The following is an 18,680-nucleotide window of genomic DNA, read 5'->3' as shown; positions in this document are numbered from 1 at the left end:
CGTGTCAAGTCACACCGTTACATCGTTGCATCTTACATCGTCACATCAAGCGGGAAAGCCGGGCTCCAAGCCGGGCCACTGGGCTTCAAGTCGGCCCCGGGAACCCCGGCCCCGCCTTTCTCACATCGCCTACGCGGCTCGTTAATTTGATGCGATCGAAGTATTCCAGGATGGGTATAACAAGCCTGCGACTTGATTTCAGGGCATCACGCAGCTCGCTGGCGCTGATCGAGCCATCTTTTTTGATCTTTTTGATGACCTCGCTTCTAGCGCGCTCGAGCGCGTCGGCGTGCAGGATGACCCCATCGGCCGTTCCACCTAGTCTTACGAGGCGTCCTGTCTCGAGTAGGAATCGCATGATTTCGGCACCGGTCTCATGGGATATGCCGTTTGATGCGAGAATGTCGGGGAGCTTCCTGGGGTTGAGGCCATCATCCCTGTATGCGGTCTCGACCGCCAGGACCTCAGGCCGCTCCGCGATCGTGCGCTCCCTATCGACACCTGGCGGCATGACCATATTCCCGCTCCGGATTATACCCCCGGTCCACCCACCGGCCCGCCCGGGTATATTGTCCCCAGACGCATTGCTCACAGGAGGCACATCGCCTACGGTAGGGGCGCCTACGTTGGGCACACCAGGTACATCGCCCGTGGCTGGTTCCTGGAGGAGCAGGAGAAATGCATCGAAATCGCCCTCATCCCAGTGGGGAGCGACCTTCATCCGGAGCTCGTCCTTGGGCATCCCCAGACGCATTGGGAATTCACAGTAGAAGTCATCCAGGGTCGAGAGCAGAGCATTGCGGATGGCGGCTGCACCCCCGCCTGACAGCATTCTCTCGGTCCCCGGGAGGATTACCACCCGCCTCTCGGCAATGCCGACAGCATTTGAACCAGCGGGCGCTTTAAGCTCGGCCTCCGCGGTTCCGGCTCCTGCCATCGCCATCTCGCTCGCTATGCGCTTGACATCGTCAATGGGCACCAGGAGCCTCGCAGCCAGCTCCTCAGCGGCGACCGGGGAGACCCGGGCGCCGGCGCCGCGCGGGGTCTTTGATAGATTTCCCTGCTCTTTCAAGACCAGCTCGATCAGCTCCTGAAGGGAACCGGATTCCTCAATGGCGAGCACGTCAAGATCGTGCTGGGAGAACCTTCGCCTCCGCGGCGCGTTATGCATCAGCACACGACCGCCGCCTATGGTCCTCACGGGCGAGTATGACCTAATAATAAACCTGTCCCCTCGCGCGGCGACTGTTGGTTCCTCGAGGACGAGCTGGGTGTACCCCTCCTCACCGCCTGCGATGCTATCAGCCCCCATCACGCGGATGCGCGCCATAACCTCCGCCGTCCCGATGTGCATGCGGACCCGCTGGCCATGGGACACGCCCGGCGTGTTTCGAAGCACCGTGAGGGTGGCATCCACAAGCGTCGATGCCGCGAGGGTGCCAGGCCTTGCAACTACATATCCCCGCTCGATCTCGTCCTTCTGGATTCCCGCGAGATTGAGCGCTGCCCGGTCCCCGGCGACCGCGCGTTCGGCCCGCCGGGCATGCACCTGGATGCCGCGTATTCTCGCGGCCCTGCCAGGGGGGAGCACCTCGACTTCCTCGCCTATCCCGATTTCTCCGCCGGCCACGGTCCCGGTCACGACGGTCCCGTAACCCGCGATAGTGAATACCCGGTCTACTGGAAGCCTGAAGAGGCTGGGTGGTATCCTTGTGGATTCAGCAACCCCGGCGAGCCGGTCTATCTCGGAAACTAGCTCGGGAATTCCCTCTCCTGTTACGGATGAGACCGGGATTATCCTGGCGCCCCCGAGGAATGTGCCCTTCAGGTAGTCCTCGATGTCGGCTATGACCATGCCGAGGAATTCCTGGTCCACGAGGTCTATCTTCGTGAGCGCCACCACGCCTGTCGAGGTCCCGAGCAATGAAAGGATGTCGAGGTGTTCGCGGGTCTGCTCCATGATCCCCTCATCCGCGGCCACAACCAGCATGACTATATCTATCCCGGTGGCGCCGGCCACCATGTTTCTTATGAAACGTTCATGCCCGGGGACGTCCACTATAGAGACGGTCCTGCCGCTGGGCAGGCGGAAGGGCGCGAAGCCAAGGTCTATGGTCATGCCCCTCGCCTTCTCCTCCTTCAGCCGGTCGGTATCTATGCCGGTCAGGGCCTTTGTCAGTGTGGTTTTGCCATGGTCCACGTGCCCCGCCGTCCCGAGCACTATGTGCTTGTCGTACTTGTAATTCGTAATCACGACGGACGTGCCTCCCGAGCCTCCCGAGCCTCCTGGGCCCCCTGGGCCCCCTGGGCCTCGTGGTCCTCCTGGGTCTTCTGGCCCCGCTCCCGGCTCCGGGGTGAACGTGGCGAGGATGCCGAGCGGCCAGCTGCCGGTGCATATAGGTGAGCTGGTTCAGCCTGTGATGCCGATAAGTCAGCGAGGGCCTCGGAGAGCGCCCTTGCTATGATCTCGCAGTCCCCCGGCAGGAGCGTCCTGACGTTAAAGAGCAACTGTCCCTTGTGGACGCGGGCGATGACGGGCGGGATCGATCGTCTCAGGGCTGACTGGAGGCCATTAACGTTCGGAGAAACCACCGGTGCCGGGGATACCGGTGCTGGGGATACCGGTGTCGGAGGTGCCGGTGCTAGGGATGCCGGTACCAGGGATACCGCTTTGCCGGGAAGGAAGACGCCCGGCAGCGAGCCTCCTCCAGCTTCAGAGGCATCGTCAATGACCTCCACCCTCCATCCGTCACCTGCTATGGGTGCGATAAGGCCGGCCAGGTGTTCCGCAATTTCCTCGAGCTCGGGTAGGGTTCTTGTAAGGAGTCTGAGGGTTGGAATCTCACATGCGGCCACGTCGGGCTCGAGATAGAGGCGCAGAACCTCCTCCAGGGCCGTGAGGGTCATCTTATCCACCCTGACCGCCCTTGCAAGGGGGTTTCTGCTGATCCTGGCTATCAACTCCTTCCGGCCCACGATGACCCCGGCCTGGGGGCCGCCCAGGAGCTTGTCGCCGCTGAATGTCACGAGATCGGCGCCGGCCTGGATGCTGTCGCGTACCGTTGGTTCGTGCGGCAGGCCCTGCCCTAGTTGGGATAAATCCAGGATGCTGCCGCTCCCGAGGTCCTCCATGATGATGAGGCCTCGGCGCCTGCCAAGTTCGACCAGTTCGGACAGGGATACCTCCGCCGTGAAACCAATTATCTTGAAGTTGCTCGTATGTATCTTGAGCAGCATGGCTGTCGCGTCGGTGATTGCGGCTTCATAATCCCTGAGGTGCGTCTTGTTGGTTGTCCCGACCTCGACCATCCTCGCGCCGCTCGATGCGATAACATCAGGAATCCGGAAGCTCCCGCCGATCTCGACCTGCTGTCCGCGGGATACCACAACCTCCCTGCCCGAGGCGAGCGTGTTTAGACATAAAAACACTGCGGCGGCGTTGTTGTTGACGATGAGCGCGGCTTCGGCCCCGGTCAGCTCGCAGAGCAGCGAGCGCAGGTGTTGCTGCCTGGAGCCGCGCTCTCCGGATTCGAGGTCGAATTCCAGATTTGAATAGCCGGAGCATACCTCGGCCACGGCATCCAGGGCCCTCCGGGGGAGCGGCGCCCGGCCGAGGTTGGTGTGCAACACTACGCCCGTAGCATTGATGAGGCGCCTCAGATTGCGCGCCGACCTCCTGGTGGCGGCGCGTTCGAGCCCGGAGGTGACCATATCGATCATCTCGTCGCGTGATGTGTTGCGGTCGATCCGGCCGCCAAGTATCTCCCCCCGCAAATCATCCAGGAGGTCGCGTATGGTTTCGGCGATATCGCGCCTGGATATCTTCTGCAAAAGAGACCTGGATATAGGGTGTTCGAGCACCAGGGCCACCGAAGGCACACGCGCGAGGAGCGCGTTCGAATGGAGTTCGCTATCGCTAGGCTCCGGCCCGCTATATTTATGATTATGGTGATCCTTAGCCATGTGCCTGACCTACTCAGCTTTCTCGTAGCACTTCGTTTCATAACTTCTGATAGGCTTCTATTTGCTCCCTAATTGCTCACCAAGCATGCGCATGACAACTTTCTTGGCAGGTCCCGTGCGAAGATGCCAATATTCTTGGCAGACGCCCATGCCGCTACGCAGCACCATCAGGTAGAGGAAAATCCCCTGATGCGGGTGGAGCTATTTTCAGGGTAGGAGGGTGGGTATCCTGCCAAGATTCTTTGCAGGTTTGACGTAGCAGGTTTGACGTAACAGGCCCGGCGCAGAGTTGTCCGGTATCCGGTGGGGCTGACCGGTATAGAGCCCCATAGGTTCAGAAGTACGGGTGGCCTTCCGTTTGCCACGCCTACAGATGCCACACGTACAGGATGCCAGACATCAGACATCAGAATACCTGGACCGCCGGAACCGGATCGCTCGCGCCCGGGGCAGGCGCTCCCTCAACCCTGCCCTCAACCTCAGCGACTTCACCAATGATCCTGGGATCCTCCACGCCGGCCTGGCGCAGGGAATCCACCAGAAGCTCCGCCTTAGCGGCCGGCACCGATATCAGGAGCCCCCCTGAGGTCTGGGGATCGAAAAGCACTGCCTTCAGAGCCTGCGGGACGCCGCTCGAGACATCGGTCCACTCCTGGAAATAGAGCATGTTCTCGCCAGCCCCCCCCGGCAGAATGCCCTTCTCGGCAAGCTCGCCCGCCATGGGGAGCACCGGCACCTTGCGCGCGTCGATGAGGAATTGCACCCCACTCGCTTGCGCCATCTCGCAGGAGTGCCCGATCAACCCGAACCCCGTTATATCTGTGCAGGCACTTACACCTACAGCCTGCATAGCCTCGGACGCTGCCTTGTTGAGGGCGCTCATAACGTGAACCGCCTCGGCCAGATCCTCTTCGCTTATCTTGTCGAATTTGAAGGCAGTCGTCAGGATGCCCGTGCCCAGGGGTTTCGTGAGGATCAGCACATCGCCAGGCTTGGATGAGCTGTTGGTAATGATCCTGGCCGGGTGCACGAGGCCTGTGACGGAAAGCCCATATTTTGGCTCCTTATCTGTGACAGTATGGCCCCCTATGAGCGAGACTCCAGCCTCCCTGACCTTATCGGCCCCGCCCTCTATAATCTCCGCGAGCACGTCCATGCCCGCTGAGCAAGGGAAACAGACGACATTCATGGCGGTGACCGGCCTCGCGCCCATGGCGTAAACATCGCTTAGGGCGTTGGCCGCCGCGATCTGGCCAAACATATACGGGTCGTCGACGATAGGTGTGAAGAAGTCGACGGTCTGGACGATAGCGAGGTCATCGGATAGCCGGTATACCCCCGCATCATCTGATGTCTCGAATCCCACGAGGACGTTCGGGTCATAGCTATAGCCATGGCCATGGCCATAGCCACAGCCATCGGTATTGTTCCTCGCCGTGATCCGCGCCCGGCCGTGGGTTTCCGCCCAGCCCAGCTCACTTTCACCCGGCTCGCCGTGCTCCGGGTGTGCTTGGCCTTCTGGGTATGTCTGGCCCTGGTCTTGACCTCGATCTTGGCCCCGGTTTTGATTCTGGTCTTGAGCTTTTGTTTTTATGCGGCACAAAACTTGTGCCAGGTCCGCCGGACCCAACTTGCTGGCTCAGCCGGCCTTCGATGACATGTGGGTCAGCCGGAGCTTTCGCACATCGGCCATCTTCATCACCTCCCGCCCAGGCTAGGATGGTGTTTTTGGTGTTTTCGTCCTGGCAATTCTATTCTACACCTTCTCCTGAGTTCCTACTCCATCATCTAAGTTTTAGCACCTTTCATGACAATCATCACGGGATTCGACTCTCAGGGAATTCAGGCAAAACCGGCTTTCCGGCCCTTTGAATGCGCCCTTATGGAACTTCGATTAGGTTATTAACAATCGAGTTATTAACGCTTGACTATTAACACTTGATCGCTGGTTCCATATATGATACCATATAGCCAGGCGGTGACAACAAGTGGCTGCGATAGAAAGCTTTACGCCAAAATCGTAAATAACCCCAAGGATGTTAGGTTCGAAGATCTAGATAAGATACTCAAGAAATATGGCTTTGAATGCAGGCAACCCAGCAAGGGTTCCAGCCACTACAACTATTATCACCCGAGACTGCCTGATATTCTTACTATACCTTACGCCAGGCCGATTAAGGCCATCTATGTCAAACAGGTCATAGAGGCCATCGGCAAACTGAGAGAGGGAAGCGAGTAGCATGAAAGACTTAGATTACTACCTTGGCTTAAGCTATGAAATCAAGCTTAGGCGACTTTCGGAAGAGGAAGGTGGCGGCTGGTTCGCCGAGATTCCTCTTCTCCCTGGTTGTATGTCCGACGGTGAAACTATCGAGGAGGCCATTAAGAACCTCAACGATGCAAAGAAAAGTTGGATCGAAACATGCCTGACCCTAGGTCGTGAGGTGCCAGAGCCTACGGTAGATGCCTTTTCCGGCCAGCTGAGGGTCCGCATGCCTAAGTCCCTCCACAGGGCTTTGTCGGAGAAGGCCAAGGAGGAGAATATAAGCCTGAACCAATTCATAGTTTATCAGCTGGCCCGCGGAATAGGGCACAAAATCTAAGAGAACCACCCGGCTCTTTTATTTTTTATCATCCCGTGACAGGACGGGATGGCATCAAAAAGTCCAGGTTGGCGGGAGCATGTGGGAATCGAACCCACCCCGGCCGGTCTTACCGCCCGACACTGGATTTGAAGTCCAGGAGACCCACCAGGATCCATCTGCTCCCGTTGTGAACTACCCTTCCCCTTCTCATCCCCACCCTTACGAATGGGAAGCTTCCGGCCGACCCCCAGCCGAAAGGTTAAGATCATGAGGGGAGATATCCAATCTCCCAGATCAGCAGGATGCTCAGCCAAACTTACGGGACGGCGATGAGGAACTCGACGACCTGGAAAAGCTTGATCCAGAGCCACCGAGCACAGCGACGCTCCCATAGATTTGAGCAACATCGCCCGACCCGCATTTGGGGCACCTGGCTCCCTTCATCTCCTCCCATGAGCAGAAAAGGCTGAACTTCTCCCCGCATTTCTTGCAGCGCATATCATACATCGCCATGTAAGCTTTACCTCCGGATGCCTTGCGTCCGGTTGACCCGGCCGCCCGGTTGGGTTATCAGTTAGGGTGAACACAGCTATGGAACCATGACTGGTTCTATTCCTTAGATTTGGGCAATATCTATTTCCATAAGGTTCCAAGGGTTCTATGGGTGCTTCTATTCATTGCGGGGGTTATTTCTAATATACCCCCCACGGTATTAAGTATACTTACAAAGGTGTCCGGTGTCAACTACAGAAGAATGGATGAACAAGATTACGTTAAAGTCATCGCGAGAATTCGAGAGAAGGAGGAAGTCATGGTCCATATAAGCTAATGAGGAGCGGATAAACTCTGCTCAAAGAGGATGCTGCCGCACGTCCGGCTCTACCTGCGCCATGATAGGAGGCCAAATGGATTTTGAACTAGGCTTTGGCAAAGAGTGATCCAGACCCTCTTTGGATGATTTCGGGATTTAAAATCAAGATGTTGGTTGCATATCTATATGTGGATGGGATAGCTGTCATCGGGGGATACTTATTGAAGCCGGACAAAGAGGATCTTAACTCAAAAATCTTGGCCACGTGCTTTGAATTTGGGGAATAATCGGCCTGAACGGGGGTCAACTATTATATGCCGACAGATGAGAATAGGCTCCGGGAATTAGGGCCGGCGCGGGATATGGATAAGGCCCGCGAGGCCATCGCCAAGGAAATGAATAAGCCGCGCGGGACGCCGCGAGGTCGAGAGGCCCGGTCCCAGAAGGCTCAGCTCGAGAGCGAGCATCGCCACGGGACAAGTAAAGGTATCAAAGTGTCGATGCAGGATAAGGTCCGCTGACAAATCCCCTCCAGAAAAGCGAACAGGGTTCCCATTTAAGGCCGTCTGCGCGGCCCACACGAGACAGGAACCCTGGATTGGGTCTGGGCCCGGATCTAATCCGGACCAAGCCCAGACCCAATCCAGACTCAGCCCGAACCCGGCCCGCATCTAGCCCGGCCCAGGCCTGGACTCCAGATTCGGCCTACTGGATCCAATCCGGGCCTATTTGGATTGCACTTTGGATGGGACTTACTTGATCCGGATTTGATCTGGATTAGCGGCTTCCTAGATCCTCCACCCGATCTCAAATCCCTCGCGGATCGCATCGATGAGTTTCCCGGGGTGCTGGGCATCACCTATCACGTAGAGTTCTTTAAGGGCCCTGATCTGGGCCTCGAGCGGGTTAAAGGGTCGCGACCCGAGGGCGAGCACGACCTTATCAGCGGGAATGAACCTTGTCCGCCAGTCATGATCCATCACCACCACCCCGTTATCCTTCACCTCGCTGAGTCGAACTCCTGTCAGAATCTCAACGCGCGCCTCCTCGAGGTCTTTCGAGAGGCTTATGCGCGAGATGGGCTCCATGTCGCTTGCGATCCTGTCGAGCATCTCAATTATCACCACGTGTTTATTGCGCTCGACCAGGAAGAGGGCGGTCTCGCAGCCGGTCATCCCCCCGCCGGCGACGACTACGCGCTGCCCGTTCACCTCGACCACGCCTCGCAGCACATCCCATGCTGTGGCAACATTGGCGCGGGGCCACCCGGCCTCATCGGGGATTATGGGGGTCGCGCCCGTCGCGATTATCACGACATCCGGATTCTCCCGGGCAACGATCTCCGGCGTCACCTCGGTGTTGAGCCGTATGTCGACGCCGAGCTTTCGTATCTGGGTATCGAGGTAATCTATGGTCCACCCGATCTTATCCTTTCCAGGCGGCACGCTCGCGAGCCTCACCTGGCCGCCCAGTTCACCCGCTTTTTCATACAGAGCAACCCTGTGGCCCCTGGTCGCAGCGACCCTCGCGGCTTCCATGCCCGCGGGCCCGCCACCGACGATCATTATCCGCTTGATAGGGTTTGCCGGTTTCAGCTCGCCAAATTCAACCTCCCTCCCTGTGAGTGCGTTTACCGTGCACCTGATGTGCAGGCTCTGGAAAACCCTGTTCCCTATGCACCCTATGTTGCAGCTTATGCAGCGGCGGATATCCTCCTGACGCCCTTCCATTGCCTTCACGGGCCACTCCGGGTCCGCGAGCAGGGTCCGGCCGACCGATACGAAATCTGCCCGCCCTTCGGCGAGCACTCTTTCGGCGAAATCCGGGTGCCGGATGACCCCGACGGTTATGACTGGAATATCTACAACCTTCTTGATCTCCTCGGCAAGGTAGACGCGCCAGCCTTCGTTATACTGCATCGGCTCGAGGATGGTTGGCATCGAGCCATAGGCGCCGGCCGAGACGTGGAGCGCATCAACCCCCGCGTCCTGGAGGATGCGGGCGATCTTCTTAGATTCTTGCAGGGTGAGCCCACCCTCCATGAATTCGTCCGCGCTCATTCTGAAGGTGATGGGGAAATCGCGCCCCAGCTTGTCCCTGATTCCCTGGATTATCTCGAGGGCAAATCTCATGCGCCCGTTCGTATCGCCTCCATATTTGTCGAGGCGCTTGTTTGTCCTGGGCGACATGAATTGGGTGATGAGATACCCATGGGCCCCGTGAATCTCCACGCCGTCGTAACCGGCGTTCCTGGCCCTGACCGCCGCGTCGACAAACTTCGCCACGAGGACCTCCACCTCGGAGGTCGCGAGCTCCCGTGGCTGGACCTGGAGAAACTCGCAGGGTATGGGCGAAGGTGCGACGGGCTGCATCCCGTCCGTGCTGTCGGGCGTGGTCTGGCGCCCGGCGTGGTGCAGCTGCGGAATGATCTTGACTCCGTAGAAATGGACGGCCTCCACGAGTTCATTATGGCCTGCGATGTAGGTATTCATGTCGAGGCGGACCTGGTTTGGGATCGCCCGCCCCACAGGGCTGTCGACGCATACGATCTCGACTATTATCAGCCCCGCCCCGCCCTTGGCACGTTCTTTGTAGTAGGCTATCATCCGGTCGGTGACCGCCCCAGTTTCGCTGGCGAGGTTGGTGCCCATGGGCGGCATGACAATGCGGTTTCTCAGCTTCATCGAGCCGATCTGGCCCGGTTCGAAAAGCTTGGGGAAATGAGGTGATGCCTGGACATGGTCCATGAAAGTGAAAACCCCCCTTTAAATTTATCATCAAGTCTTGTTTTTCTCTAAATCTAAGTTTCTTATCGGGGGCGATAATTATGCAGGATTACTTGCTCTCCGGAACTGTATAAAACTTGGATTTAAGCCCCGGGTTCGCCCTGAAGGGAGGAGGTTGCCGCCCATGGACGGCTGTAATCTTAAGCAGGTCGCCTGATCAGGAAGGGAAAAGTTCCTTATCCAGGGTGAAGACAAAAATCCTTTCCCCTGTTACAGTGCTTATATCAGTGTGAAGGCTTACGACGGATCGCCCGGTCAGTTCATGAATGATTTCCTCTAATAAATGTCTGGAGTTTTCTATCAACCGAATTCTGACCTGTTTGACTAGGATCTTCCCTTCATCGCTCTTGGCTAGCTGCTGTTCGGCAGGAGTGAGGATGCCCTTAAGTCTCACGAGGATTATATCTCCGAGGATAAAAGTCCTCACCTCCTGGGGGCCGCGGCCGAGATATTCCTTTTCGAATTTTATGAGCGCCTTGCTGATATTATCTTCCAACTGGCCTTTCGAGATCATGGTCGCATTCCCTCCGCATTGTCATTGTATTGTCATCGTGGCCCTAAACATAGCAGCCCTAAACACCGCAGCTAGGATAGGCGAACTATAGGATAGACGAACTTAAGAGCGCAAGCTATCAACTCAACACAGTATCCAATACAGTATATCATAGTGGTTCCCAAAAATTCAGGCTTGCGGTCTGGTAGGCTGCATGATATAATAAAACAGCAAAATCTAAAGCAAACCGGACAGCGGATGCGATTGCCGATCCCGTAAACGGGAAGGGCATGAACGTCCAAGATGTGGTCCGCTTGCCAGCGGCTGTTCTTCATAAATGTAAGGATATAAAGTAAAGGATAACAAAGATTGTCCTTTGCGGCAAAGAAGAGCCGATGGATAGTAGGCTACAGAAGATGCGTTCTCCAGGCTTGGAGGCGTCTCTCTGTAGCCTTTTTATTTAGGCGAGATGGATTAATTAGTCTAGATGGGATCTACATCATGGGATCCAAATCGTGGGAGGGAGGAACATCTATGTCGCTTACAGAGATAGCCTGGCTGCCCCGGCAGGTTATCATGCACACAGGAGATCAAGTCTGCAGCACTACGAGGGAGTTATTATCGAGCCCCTTATTCCGGGAGACTGTCCATAATTTCATCAGCCGACTTCGCCGGAAGGAGTCTCCCCTTCTCGATATCTTCGAAGAGCCAGGGTCAGAGCCGAGGTCAGATAAGACTGAAGCGAAGACTGAAGCGAGATCAAATAAGGCTAAGGTCGGCGAGTTTGCCGAAGCCAGCTTCGCCGAAAAAGAGGAAATCTTGATTTCTCTTCTACAGGCCCTTGGCGCATTCCCCCTTGAACAGGCAGCACGCAGCGTGCCAGGGGCTACACAATTCACCCGGAATCCAGGACTCTTACATGAGTTCGTGGAGGAACTTTACAACTACTGGCGTAGGTTCGACCGCTTTGTTATCTGTTATTCGGAGACCGGCATCGGCGGCGGGCTCGATGCCAGGCCCTATCGGACCTTCAATGACACCATAGAGCAATTAACAGACCTTGTCAGGGCAGCCTACCGGGATATTTGCGAGAACATTACAGGTGATCACCCGCGTGTCTACCGGCAGGTTGCTGCAGGTGCCCAGGTTGGCGTGATCGCTGTCCCCAAGGCGTGGCCGTGTCCTGGAGGGTGTTATACAATCCTGGAGGATATCCCGTTTATACGGCAGATTTTGATTGATCCACCCCTCATTATTGATCCTCCGATGAATAAGCGGACGGGGCAGTTTGAGAAGGTCGATGAGAATCCTCTAGATGGAATGGTTCTCAAGCGTGGTGAATGGCTCTGTTACCCCGCGCAGGTAGGGCCCCTAGTGATGTTTATATACTTCCACCGGAGATTCATGGGCCTTGGTTGCTCTCTAGCTAATCTCTTTGAGATTGCAAGCGATGACCAGATCGCGCAGGGACCGGATGCTATCTACACCTTCGGCGCCCCGCCTGAGAGCATGGAACGGTTTGGGGATCTCCCTACTGTCTTCCATGAGGACCAGGCCAATCAAATACTTGTCGCGGCTGTTCCCTGTGAGGACAAATTCGGGTATTTCGGGTATCTTAAAAAAATGATATTGACCCTCCACAATATTCTTGTGATGAAGAAATTCCGCCGCATGCCCTTCCATGGGGCCATGACCAGGATCGTGCTGAAAAACGGGATGACGGCGAACGTGCTCATTATTGGGGATACGGCAACGGGGAAATCCGAATCGCTAGAGGCTTTTAGGGTCCTGGGCGAGGAATATATACGCCAGCTCCACGTGATAGCTGACGATATGGGTTCCCTTGAAATCGGCCCGGAGGGGTGCATTAAGGGGTATGGCACGGAAATAGGGGCCTTTGTTCGTCTTGATGACCTGCAGCCAGGCTATGCCTTTGACCAGATTGACCGTGCCATCATAATGAGCCCGCAGAAGACGAATGCCCGCGCTGTAATGCCTGTGACCACCATGGAAGAAGTGCTTCACGGCCACCCGGTAGATTATCTTCTCTATGCCAATAACTATGAAGAGGTAGACGAGTTGCATCCCATCATCGAGAGATTCAACGATGTAGAGGAAGCGCTGGCTGTCTTTCGTGACGGGGCCGCCATGGCCAAGGGCACGACCACATCTACCGGCCTCGTCCACAGCTATTTCGCCAACATCTTCGGCCCGCCGCAATACCGCGACCTGCATGAGGAATTGGCACGTAGCACCTTTGAAGCGGCCTTCAAAGCCGGCGTTTTCATAGGCCAGGTGAGAACCAGGCTTGGGATACCCGGCTATGAGATAAAGGGACCGGAGTTAGCTGCTAGGGCCCTATTTGACCTGATAACGCTAAAGTGATTTAACCTGAGAACGCTAAAGCGATAGAACACACCGGGTGGAATGGAACACATCAGAATCAGAAATAGAACACATCAGAAATAGAACGCTTCGCACCCGAAGTAAAACAATCATGAACGTGGGAAAGGGGATAGGGGTTATGAAAATGAGTGAACTGAAAGTGGAAGCTATACGTCAATATCTTAGCGCCGGCGAGGTAGAACACTTGCTGGTGGTCCTGGCAGGTCTGGATCAAGCTAATCTAGCAAGCATTCTTCAGGGGCTGGATATAAGTGAGTTGCACAAGCTCATCCAACTCCTCCAAACCCGCAGGGCAGCAGGATTTTTTGAGCAACCATCAGATACGCTTAAAGGCGTTTTTGATGAGGCGGTATGTGAGATATACGCTCAGAAAGTCACGAAGCAGATGTTTGCGGAAGACCTTACAGATTAAAGCGAATTAAGATGGCTGACCGGTGACGAGAGAGCCTGAGCCTGGGGTGCCTGCGCGAGGGTGTCCATGCGGGGATAAGGGATATGACGAGAGCCAGTAAGGGACTTGCAGAGGCTCGCCGGGAGAATGCTCGTGGACTTATTGAAGATAGAGCTTGTCGGGTAGACTTATTTGAGGGGTTGTTTAAGGACTTGTTGAGGCTTGTTGGCGTGGCGTGTTTTGAGGGGCGCGTTTTGAGGGGTTGACATCCTCTCGCAGGTGCTCTAGACTATAAGAAATGCCTTGTTAGATGAACATTGCTTAGATAGATTATTAGAGATAGACATTGCGATAGACATTACGGTGTTTCGAGCGGTGTTTCGATTTGTGTACATGGGGTATCGCAAATCGGCGAATATAGGATTAGCAGAATGTCGCGAGTCGGGATGTTGCGAATCGCGGAAGCCTTCGCTTGTTGGCTTGGCGTGCAGAGTATGATGGTGCAGGGTATGATGGTAGAGAGCATGATGGTATGATGCAGCATGATGCAGGCGGGTTTGAGGTGATTGGGCAATGAAAGTTTTATTAGTGCTTGAAGATGGCTTCACCCTTGAGGGTGAAGCTTTTTCTGGGAATGGGGAGGTATATGGCGAGGTAGTGTTCAACACGAGCCTCACGGGTTACCAGGAGATAATAACGGACCCGTCCTACAAGGGGCAGATCGTCACCCTGACCTACCCACTGATCGGCAATTATGGAATAAACTTCGATGATAGCGAATCCGAGCGGCTCCAGGCCGAGGCCCTCATAGTGAGGGAGTACAGCCCCTTCCCGCATAACTGGAGGGCGACCAGGACCCTCAAGGAATTCCTCGAGGGCCACAACACCATAGGCATCGAGGGGATAGACACCCGCGCCCTTACCAAGCACATCCGGGAGGCGGGCGCCATGAAAGGAGTCATATCTACTGAGGATCTCGACCCACTGAGCCTCGTTCAAAAGGCCAGGGCGCACCCGGGCCTGGTCGGCAGGGATATGGTCCAGTATGTGACCTGCAAGGAGAGCTATGTCTGGAACGAGCGGCTCGAGCGGGCGCAAGACGGAGGGTGTGGTGGGGGGCATGATGACGATGGCTACGGCGAGGGACGCCGCCAGCATAAGCGACAATATAAGGTCGTGGCGATGGACTTCGGCATAAAGCGCAACATCCTCAAGATGCTGGAGCGGGCAGGATGTTACATCACTGTGGTTCCTGCCTACACCCGGGCTGAGGAGATACTGGCAATGAATCCCGACGGGATATTCCTCTCAAACGGCCCCGGCGACCCCGCAGGACTTCCGACAATCGTCGCGGAGGTGCGGAAGCTCCTGGGCAGGAGGCCGATCTTCGGGATATGCCTCGGCCACCAGCTCCTCGGTCTGGCCCTCGGTTTCAATACCTACAAGCTCAAGTTTGGCCATCACGGCGGCAATCACCCGGTGAAAAACCTCATGACCGGAAAGGTGGAGATCACGGCCCAGAACCATGGATTCTGCGTGGACCTCTCCGAAAGGATGACTGGAGCACCCGGAGCACTCAGAGCACCCGGGGGCGTGCCTGCGCCTGCATTTAACGATCTCAAGGTAACCCATATCAACCTTAACGATAATACCCTCGAGGGCATGGAGGTCCCGAGCCTGAGGCTCCTATCCGTTCAATATCACCCCGAGGCCTCGCCGGGCCCACATGACTCATGGTACCTATTCGAAAGCTTCACAAGGATGATGGACGACTTCATAAGAGAGGATCGAGGGCGAGTAGAGGGACGAATGGAGAAGCAGAAGCGAGTAGAGAAGCACCGAGTAGAGAAGCACGAGAAGCACGAAGAGAAGCGCGAGCGAGGCGCGGAGGTCGTCGAGCATGCGAATCCTAAAGCGGGGGTTGAGGCCTAATGCCCAAGCGAACTGATATAAAAAAGATTTTAATTATAGGCTCCGGGCCCATCATCATCGGGCAGGCCTGCGAATTCGACTATTCCGGCTCCCAGGCCTGCAAGGCCCTTCGCCAGGAGGGCTACGAGGTCATCCTGGTGAACAGCAACCCTGCGACCATCATGACCGACCCCGACATGGCCGACAGGACCTATATCGAACCCATAACACCAGAGGTGGTCGAGAAGATAATTGCGCGCGAGCGCCCGGACGTCATGCTGCCAACCCTTGGGGGCCAGACGGGCCTGAATACCGCGGCCGAGCTTCATCGCAGGGGTGTGCTGGCGAAATACGGCGTTGAATTGATCGGCGCGAAGTTTGAGGCCATCGAAAAGGCCGAGGACAGGGAGCTCTTCAAGGCGGCCATGCAGAATATCGGCCTGGAGGTCTGCCGCAGCCGGCACGTGGGCTCCGTTGAGGCGGCGATCGAGTTCGCCCAGGAGATAGGCTACCCCGTCATCGTGAGGCCTTCCTACACGCTGGGCGGCACAGGCGGCGGCGTGGCGTACAATGTCGAGGAGCTGCGGGAGATCGCCTCTAACGGCCTCGACCACAGCCCGATCAGGCAGATTCTCGTTGAGGAATCGGTGATCGGCTGGAAGGAATACGAGCTCGAGGTCATGCGCGACAAGGCCGACAATGTGGTCATCATATGTTCCATTGAGAACTTCGACCCCATGGGCATTCATACCGGCGACAGCATAACGGTGGCGCCCGCCCAGACCCTCACGGACAGGGAATACCAGGTGATGCGCGACGCCGCCATCCGCGTCATCCGCGAGATCGGCGTCGAGACGGGCGGGTCGAACATTCAATTCGCTATCAACCCCGAAAACGGCCGGATGGTCGTCGTCGAGATGAACCCGAGGGTATCGAGGTCCTCGGCGCTGGCCTCAAAGGCCACCGGTTTCCCAATCGCCAAGATAGCCGCGAAGCTCGCCGTGGGTTACACCCTGGACGAGCTTCCTAATGATATAACGAAAAAGACCCCGGCCTGCTTCGAGCCTACGATAGACTATTGCGTGGTCAAGATCCCGCGGTGGGATTTCGTTAAATTCCCCGGGGCCGACACGAGCCTCACCACGCAGATGAAGTCCGTGGGCGAGGTGATGGCCATCGGGCGGACGTTCAAAGAAGCCCTTCAAAAGGCCATCAGGTCCCTCGAGCAGGACAGGTATGGCCTCGGATCGGATGGTAAGGATGAATTGAGGATCGATCCCGGGCAATTGGGGGGTAATGGAGGTAACGGGAGCGCGAACAATGGGGGAGCGAACGGCAACGGCCTAAAAGAGCTGCGTGAGGCGATCGAGGCCAAGCTCAGGGTCCCGGACCCCGACAGAATCTTCTACCTGCGCTACGCATTCCAGGCCGGCATGGATATCGATGAGATATACTCATATACCAAGATTGACAAGTGGTTCCTTTATAATATAAAGCAGATCGTCGAGTTCGAGGAGAAACTCGCGAAGAACCCGCTCGAGCCGTCCATCCTGCGCGAGGCAAAGCGTTACGGTTTCTCCGACAAGCAGCTCGCCTACCTCGCGGGAACGGATGAGTTGAGCGTGCGGCGGCACAGGCTCGCTCACGGGATTCAGGCCGTATTCAAGCTGGTGGACACGTGCGCGGGCGAATTCGAGGCATTCACGCCCTACTTCTATTCCACATACGAGGCCGAGGATGAGACCAGGCCGTCCAATCGCAAGAAGGTCATGATCCTGGGCGGCGGGCCGAACCGGATAGGGCAGGGCATTGAATTCGACTATTGTTGCGTGCAGGCTGCCTTCGCCCTCAAGGAAGAGGGCTACGAGGTGATCATGGTCAACTGCAACCCCGAGACCGTTAGCACGGACTACGATACCTCGGACAAGTTGTATTTCGAGCCGCTCACCCTGGAGGACGTGCTCAACATCTGCGACAGAGAGCAGCCCGACGGGGTGATTTTGCAGTTTGGCGGCCAGACGCCGCTCAAGCTCGCCCTGGCGCTCGAACGCGAGGGCATCAGGATCCTGGGCACGTCGCCGGCAAGCATAAACCGCGCCGAGGACAGAGAGGAGTTTGCTGAGGTCCTGCGAAAGCTGAATCTCAAGCAGCCTCCAAACGGCACCAGCCGGTCAGTGGAGGAGGCCAGGCGGGTCGCGAGGTCCATCGGCTACCCTGTGCTGGTGAGGCCGTCGTACGTGCTGGGCGGGAGGGCCATGGAGGTTGTGTATGACGAGGAATCCCTGGCGAGCTACATGGAGACGGCCGCGGCAGCCTCATTCGGTCATCCAGTCCTCATCGACAAGTTCCTGGAGGCGGCCACCGAGGTCGATGTCGACGCGATCTCGGACGGGCAAAACGCGCTCATCGGCGGCGTGATGGAGCACATCGAATACGCCGGGATCCACTCGGGCGATAGCGCATGCTCGCTCCCGCCGTTTAGCCTGCCTGAGGAGTGCGTCGAGGAGATCAAGCGCCAGACGCTGCTCCTCGCCAAAGAGCTGGATGTGGTCGGGCTTATAAACATCCAGTTTGCCGTTAAGGGCGACGATATTTACATCCTGGAGGTCAACCCCAGGGCCTCGCGGACCATTCCCTTCGTGAGCAAGGCGACGGGCGTGCCCCTGGCTAAGCTGGCGGCAAAGGCCATGCTCGGCAAGACCCTGCCCGAGCTCGGCCTCACCCGTGAGCGGGTGCCCGAATACATGTCGGTTAAAGAGGTAGTGCTGCCGTTTATAAAGTTCCCCGGCGTGGATATAATCCTGGGACCTGAAATGCGCTCGACGGGCGAGGTCATGGGGATCGACAGGAATTTTGGCATGGCCTTTGCCAAATCCCAGATCGCGGCGGGGACCCCCCTGCCCATGTGGGGGACCATCCTGCTTACGGTGGCTGACAAGGATAAAGCCAGCCTGATCCCGATAGCAAGGGGCCTGAGCGAGCTGGGCTTTGAGCTCATGGCGACGGATGGCACATCCAGGTGGCTGCGGGCTCATGGGATACCCGTAAGAAAGGTAAACAAGATCGGCGAGGGGAGGCCTAACATCGTCGATCACATCAAGAACGGCGATATAGACCTAATCGTGAATACCCCGATCGGTAAGGGGCCCAAGTATGATGAATACCAACTGAGGCGTCAGGCCATAATCCACGATGTGCCTGTTATCACTACGATCCAGGGGGCTGTGGCCGCCCTCGAGGGCCTGCGGACGCTCATGAAGCAGGGCATCGAGGTCCGGAGCATCCAGGAATACCACACCCGCACCCGCTGAGGTTGAGCCGGTGCGGGTGTGAG

At 56.9% G+C, this 18,680-nt stretch carries 14 protein-coding genes, 1 tRNA gene and 1 pseudogene; 9 read left to right on the top strand and 7 right to left on the bottom strand.

Annotated elements, in window-relative coordinates:
• Window positions 1–85: 85 nt before the first annotated feature.
• The 3 genes and pseudogenes from selB to selD form a co-directional block, all read right to left on the bottom strand.
• Window positions 86–2,254, bottom strand: a complete 2,169-nt coding sequence (gene selB, locus HPY71_08510; GenBank protein NPV53552.1) for a selenocysteine-specific translation elongation factor — start codon at window positions 2,252–2,254, stop codon at window positions 86–88.
• A 188-nt stretch (window positions 2,255–2,442) separates the two neighbouring features.
• Window positions 2,443–3,963: pseudogene (locus HPY71_08505) on the bottom strand (L-seryl-tRNA(Sec) selenium transferase).
• A 406-nt stretch (window positions 3,964–4,369) separates the two neighbouring features.
• On the bottom strand, window positions 4,370–5,437 hold the full coding sequence (selD, locus tag HPY71_08500) for a selenide, water dikinase SelD (protein ID NPV53551.1): 1,068 nt from the start codon (window positions 5,435–5,437) through the stop codon (window positions 4,370–4,372).
• Window positions 5,438–5,920: 483 nt separating this feature from the next.
• On the opposite strand from selD, the gene HPY71_08495 reads away from it, so the two are divergent.
• A complete protein-coding gene (locus tag HPY71_08495; protein NPV53550.1) occupies window positions 5,921–6,202 on the top strand; it encodes a type II toxin-antitoxin system HicA family toxin in 282 nt (93 codons plus the stop codon).
• Between the two features lies 1 nt (window position 6,203).
• Entirely contained in the window at window positions 6,204–6,566 is a 363-nt protein-coding gene (locus HPY71_08490; protein NPV53549.1) for a type II toxin-antitoxin system HicB family antitoxin, read from the top strand.
• A 69-nt stretch (window positions 6,567–6,635) separates the two neighbouring features.
• On the opposite strand, the gene HPY71_08485 is transcribed toward HPY71_08490, so the two are convergent.
• Window positions 6,636–6,732 (bottom strand) — tRNA-Sec (locus tag HPY71_08485).
• 122 nt (window positions 6,733–6,854) lie between these two features.
• Complete coding sequence (locus tag HPY71_08480) at window positions 6,855–7,061, bottom strand: zinc ribbon domain-containing protein (protein NPV53548.1); 207 nt, start codon at window positions 7,059–7,061, stop codon at window positions 6,855–6,857.
• 411 nt (window positions 7,062–7,472) lie between these two features.
• Between HPY71_08480 and HPY71_08475 the strand changes: the two genes are divergently transcribed.
• Complete coding sequence (locus HPY71_08475) at window positions 7,473–7,646, top strand: hypothetical protein (protein ID NPV53547.1); 174 nt, start codon at window positions 7,473–7,475, stop codon at window positions 7,644–7,646.
• Between the two features lie 27 nt (window positions 7,647–7,673).
• On the top strand, window positions 7,674–7,880 hold the full coding sequence (locus HPY71_08470; GenBank protein ID NPV53546.1) for a hypothetical protein: 207 nt from the start codon (window positions 7,674–7,676) through the stop codon (window positions 7,878–7,880).
• A gap of 267 nt (window positions 7,881–8,147) precedes the next feature.
• Here the strand turns inward: HPY71_08470 and HPY71_08465 are convergent, their stop codons facing one another.
• Together HPY71_08465 and HPY71_08460 are read right to left on the bottom strand one after the other, a co-directional pair.
• Window positions 8,148–10,106 (bottom strand): FAD-dependent oxidoreductase, encoded by a 1,959-nt coding sequence (locus HPY71_08465; protein NPV53545.1) that lies wholly within the window; start codon window positions 10,104–10,106, stop codon window positions 8,148–8,150.
• Window positions 10,107–10,302: 196 nt separating this feature from the next.
• Window positions 10,303–10,659, bottom strand: a complete 357-nt coding sequence (locus HPY71_08460) for a DUF2294 domain-containing protein (GenBank protein ID NPV53544.1) — start codon at window positions 10,657–10,659, stop codon at window positions 10,303–10,305.
• A gap of 513 nt (window positions 10,660–11,172) precedes the next feature.
• On the opposite strand from HPY71_08460, the gene HPY71_08455 reads away from it, so the two are divergent.
• The 5 genes from HPY71_08455 to carB all read left to right on the top strand — a co-directional run bounded on the left by HPY71_08455 (window position 11,173) and on the right by carB (window position 18,657).
• Complete coding sequence (locus HPY71_08455; GenBank protein ID NPV53543.1) at window positions 11,173–13,023, top strand: phosphoenolpyruvate carboxykinase; 1,851 nt, start codon at window positions 11,173–11,175, stop codon at window positions 13,021–13,023.
• Window positions 13,024–13,168: 145 nt separating this feature from the next.
• The gene (locus HPY71_08450) at window positions 13,169–13,456 is read left to right on the top strand and encodes a hypothetical protein (protein NPV53542.1); all 288 of its coding nucleotides are present in this window, start codon (window positions 13,169–13,171) and stop codon (window positions 13,454–13,456) included.
• A gap of 83 nt (window positions 13,457–13,539) precedes the next feature.
• A complete protein-coding gene (locus HPY71_08445) occupies window positions 13,540–13,701 on the top strand; it encodes a hypothetical protein (GenBank protein ID NPV53541.1) in 162 nt (53 codons plus the stop codon).
• A gap of 307 nt (window positions 13,702–14,008) precedes the next feature.
• Entirely contained in the window at window positions 14,009–15,367 is a 1,359-nt protein-coding gene (gene carA / locus HPY71_08440) for a glutamine-hydrolyzing carbamoyl-phosphate synthase small subunit (protein NPV53540.1), read from the top strand.
• A complete protein-coding gene (carB, locus tag HPY71_08435; GenBank protein NPV53539.1) occupies window positions 15,367–18,657 on the top strand; it encodes a carbamoyl-phosphate synthase large subunit in 3,291 nt (1,096 codons plus the stop codon). The genes carA and carB overlap by 1 nt, the downstream gene beginning before the upstream one ends.
• Window positions 18,658–18,680 lie beyond the last annotated feature (23 nt).

Source organism: Bacillota bacterium (assembly GCA_013178125.1).
GTDB lineage: Bacteria > Bacillota > SHA-98 > Ch115 > JABLXJ01 > JABLXL01.
Note: the sequence above shows the minus strand (reverse complement) of the source record. Positions and strands in the feature narration are given on the sequence as shown.

Coding starts and splice junctions, on each gene's coding strand:
- HPY71_08450 (NPV53542.1), top strand. CDS start 13,169: ATGAGTGAACTGAAAGTGGAAGCTATACGTCAATATCTTAGCGCCGGC.
- HPY71_08470 (NPV53546.1), top strand. CDS start 7,674: ATGCCGACAGATGAGAATAGGCTCCGGGAATTAGGGCCGGCGCGGGAT.
- carA (NPV53540.1), top strand. CDS start 14,009: ATGAAAGTTTTATTAGTGCTTGAAGATGGCTTCACCCTTGAGGGTGAA.
- HPY71_08465 (NPV53545.1), bottom strand. CDS start 10,106: ATGGACCATGTCCAGGCATCACCTCATTTCCCCAAGCTTTTCGAACCG.
- HPY71_08495 (NPV53550.1), top strand. CDS start 5,921: ATGATACCATATAGCCAGGCGGTGACAACAAGTGGCTGCGATAGAAAG.
- carB (NPV53539.1), top strand. CDS start 15,367: ATGCCCAAGCGAACTGATATAAAAAAGATTTTAATTATAGGCTCCGGG.
- HPY71_08490 (NPV53549.1), top strand. CDS start 6,204: ATGAAAGACTTAGATTACTACCTTGGCTTAAGCTATGAAATCAAGCTT.
- HPY71_08460 (NPV53544.1), bottom strand. CDS start 10,659: ATGATCTCGAAAGGCCAGTTGGAAGATAATATCAGCAAGGCGCTCATA.
- HPY71_08455 (NPV53543.1), top strand. CDS start 11,173: ATGTCGCTTACAGAGATAGCCTGGCTGCCCCGGCAGGTTATCATGCAC.
- HPY71_08480 (NPV53548.1), bottom strand. CDS start 7,061: ATGGCGATGTATGATATGCGCTGCAAGAAATGCGGGGAGAAGTTCAGC.
- HPY71_08445 (NPV53541.1), top strand. CDS start 13,540: ATGACGAGAGCCAGTAAGGGACTTGCAGAGGCTCGCCGGGAGAATGCT.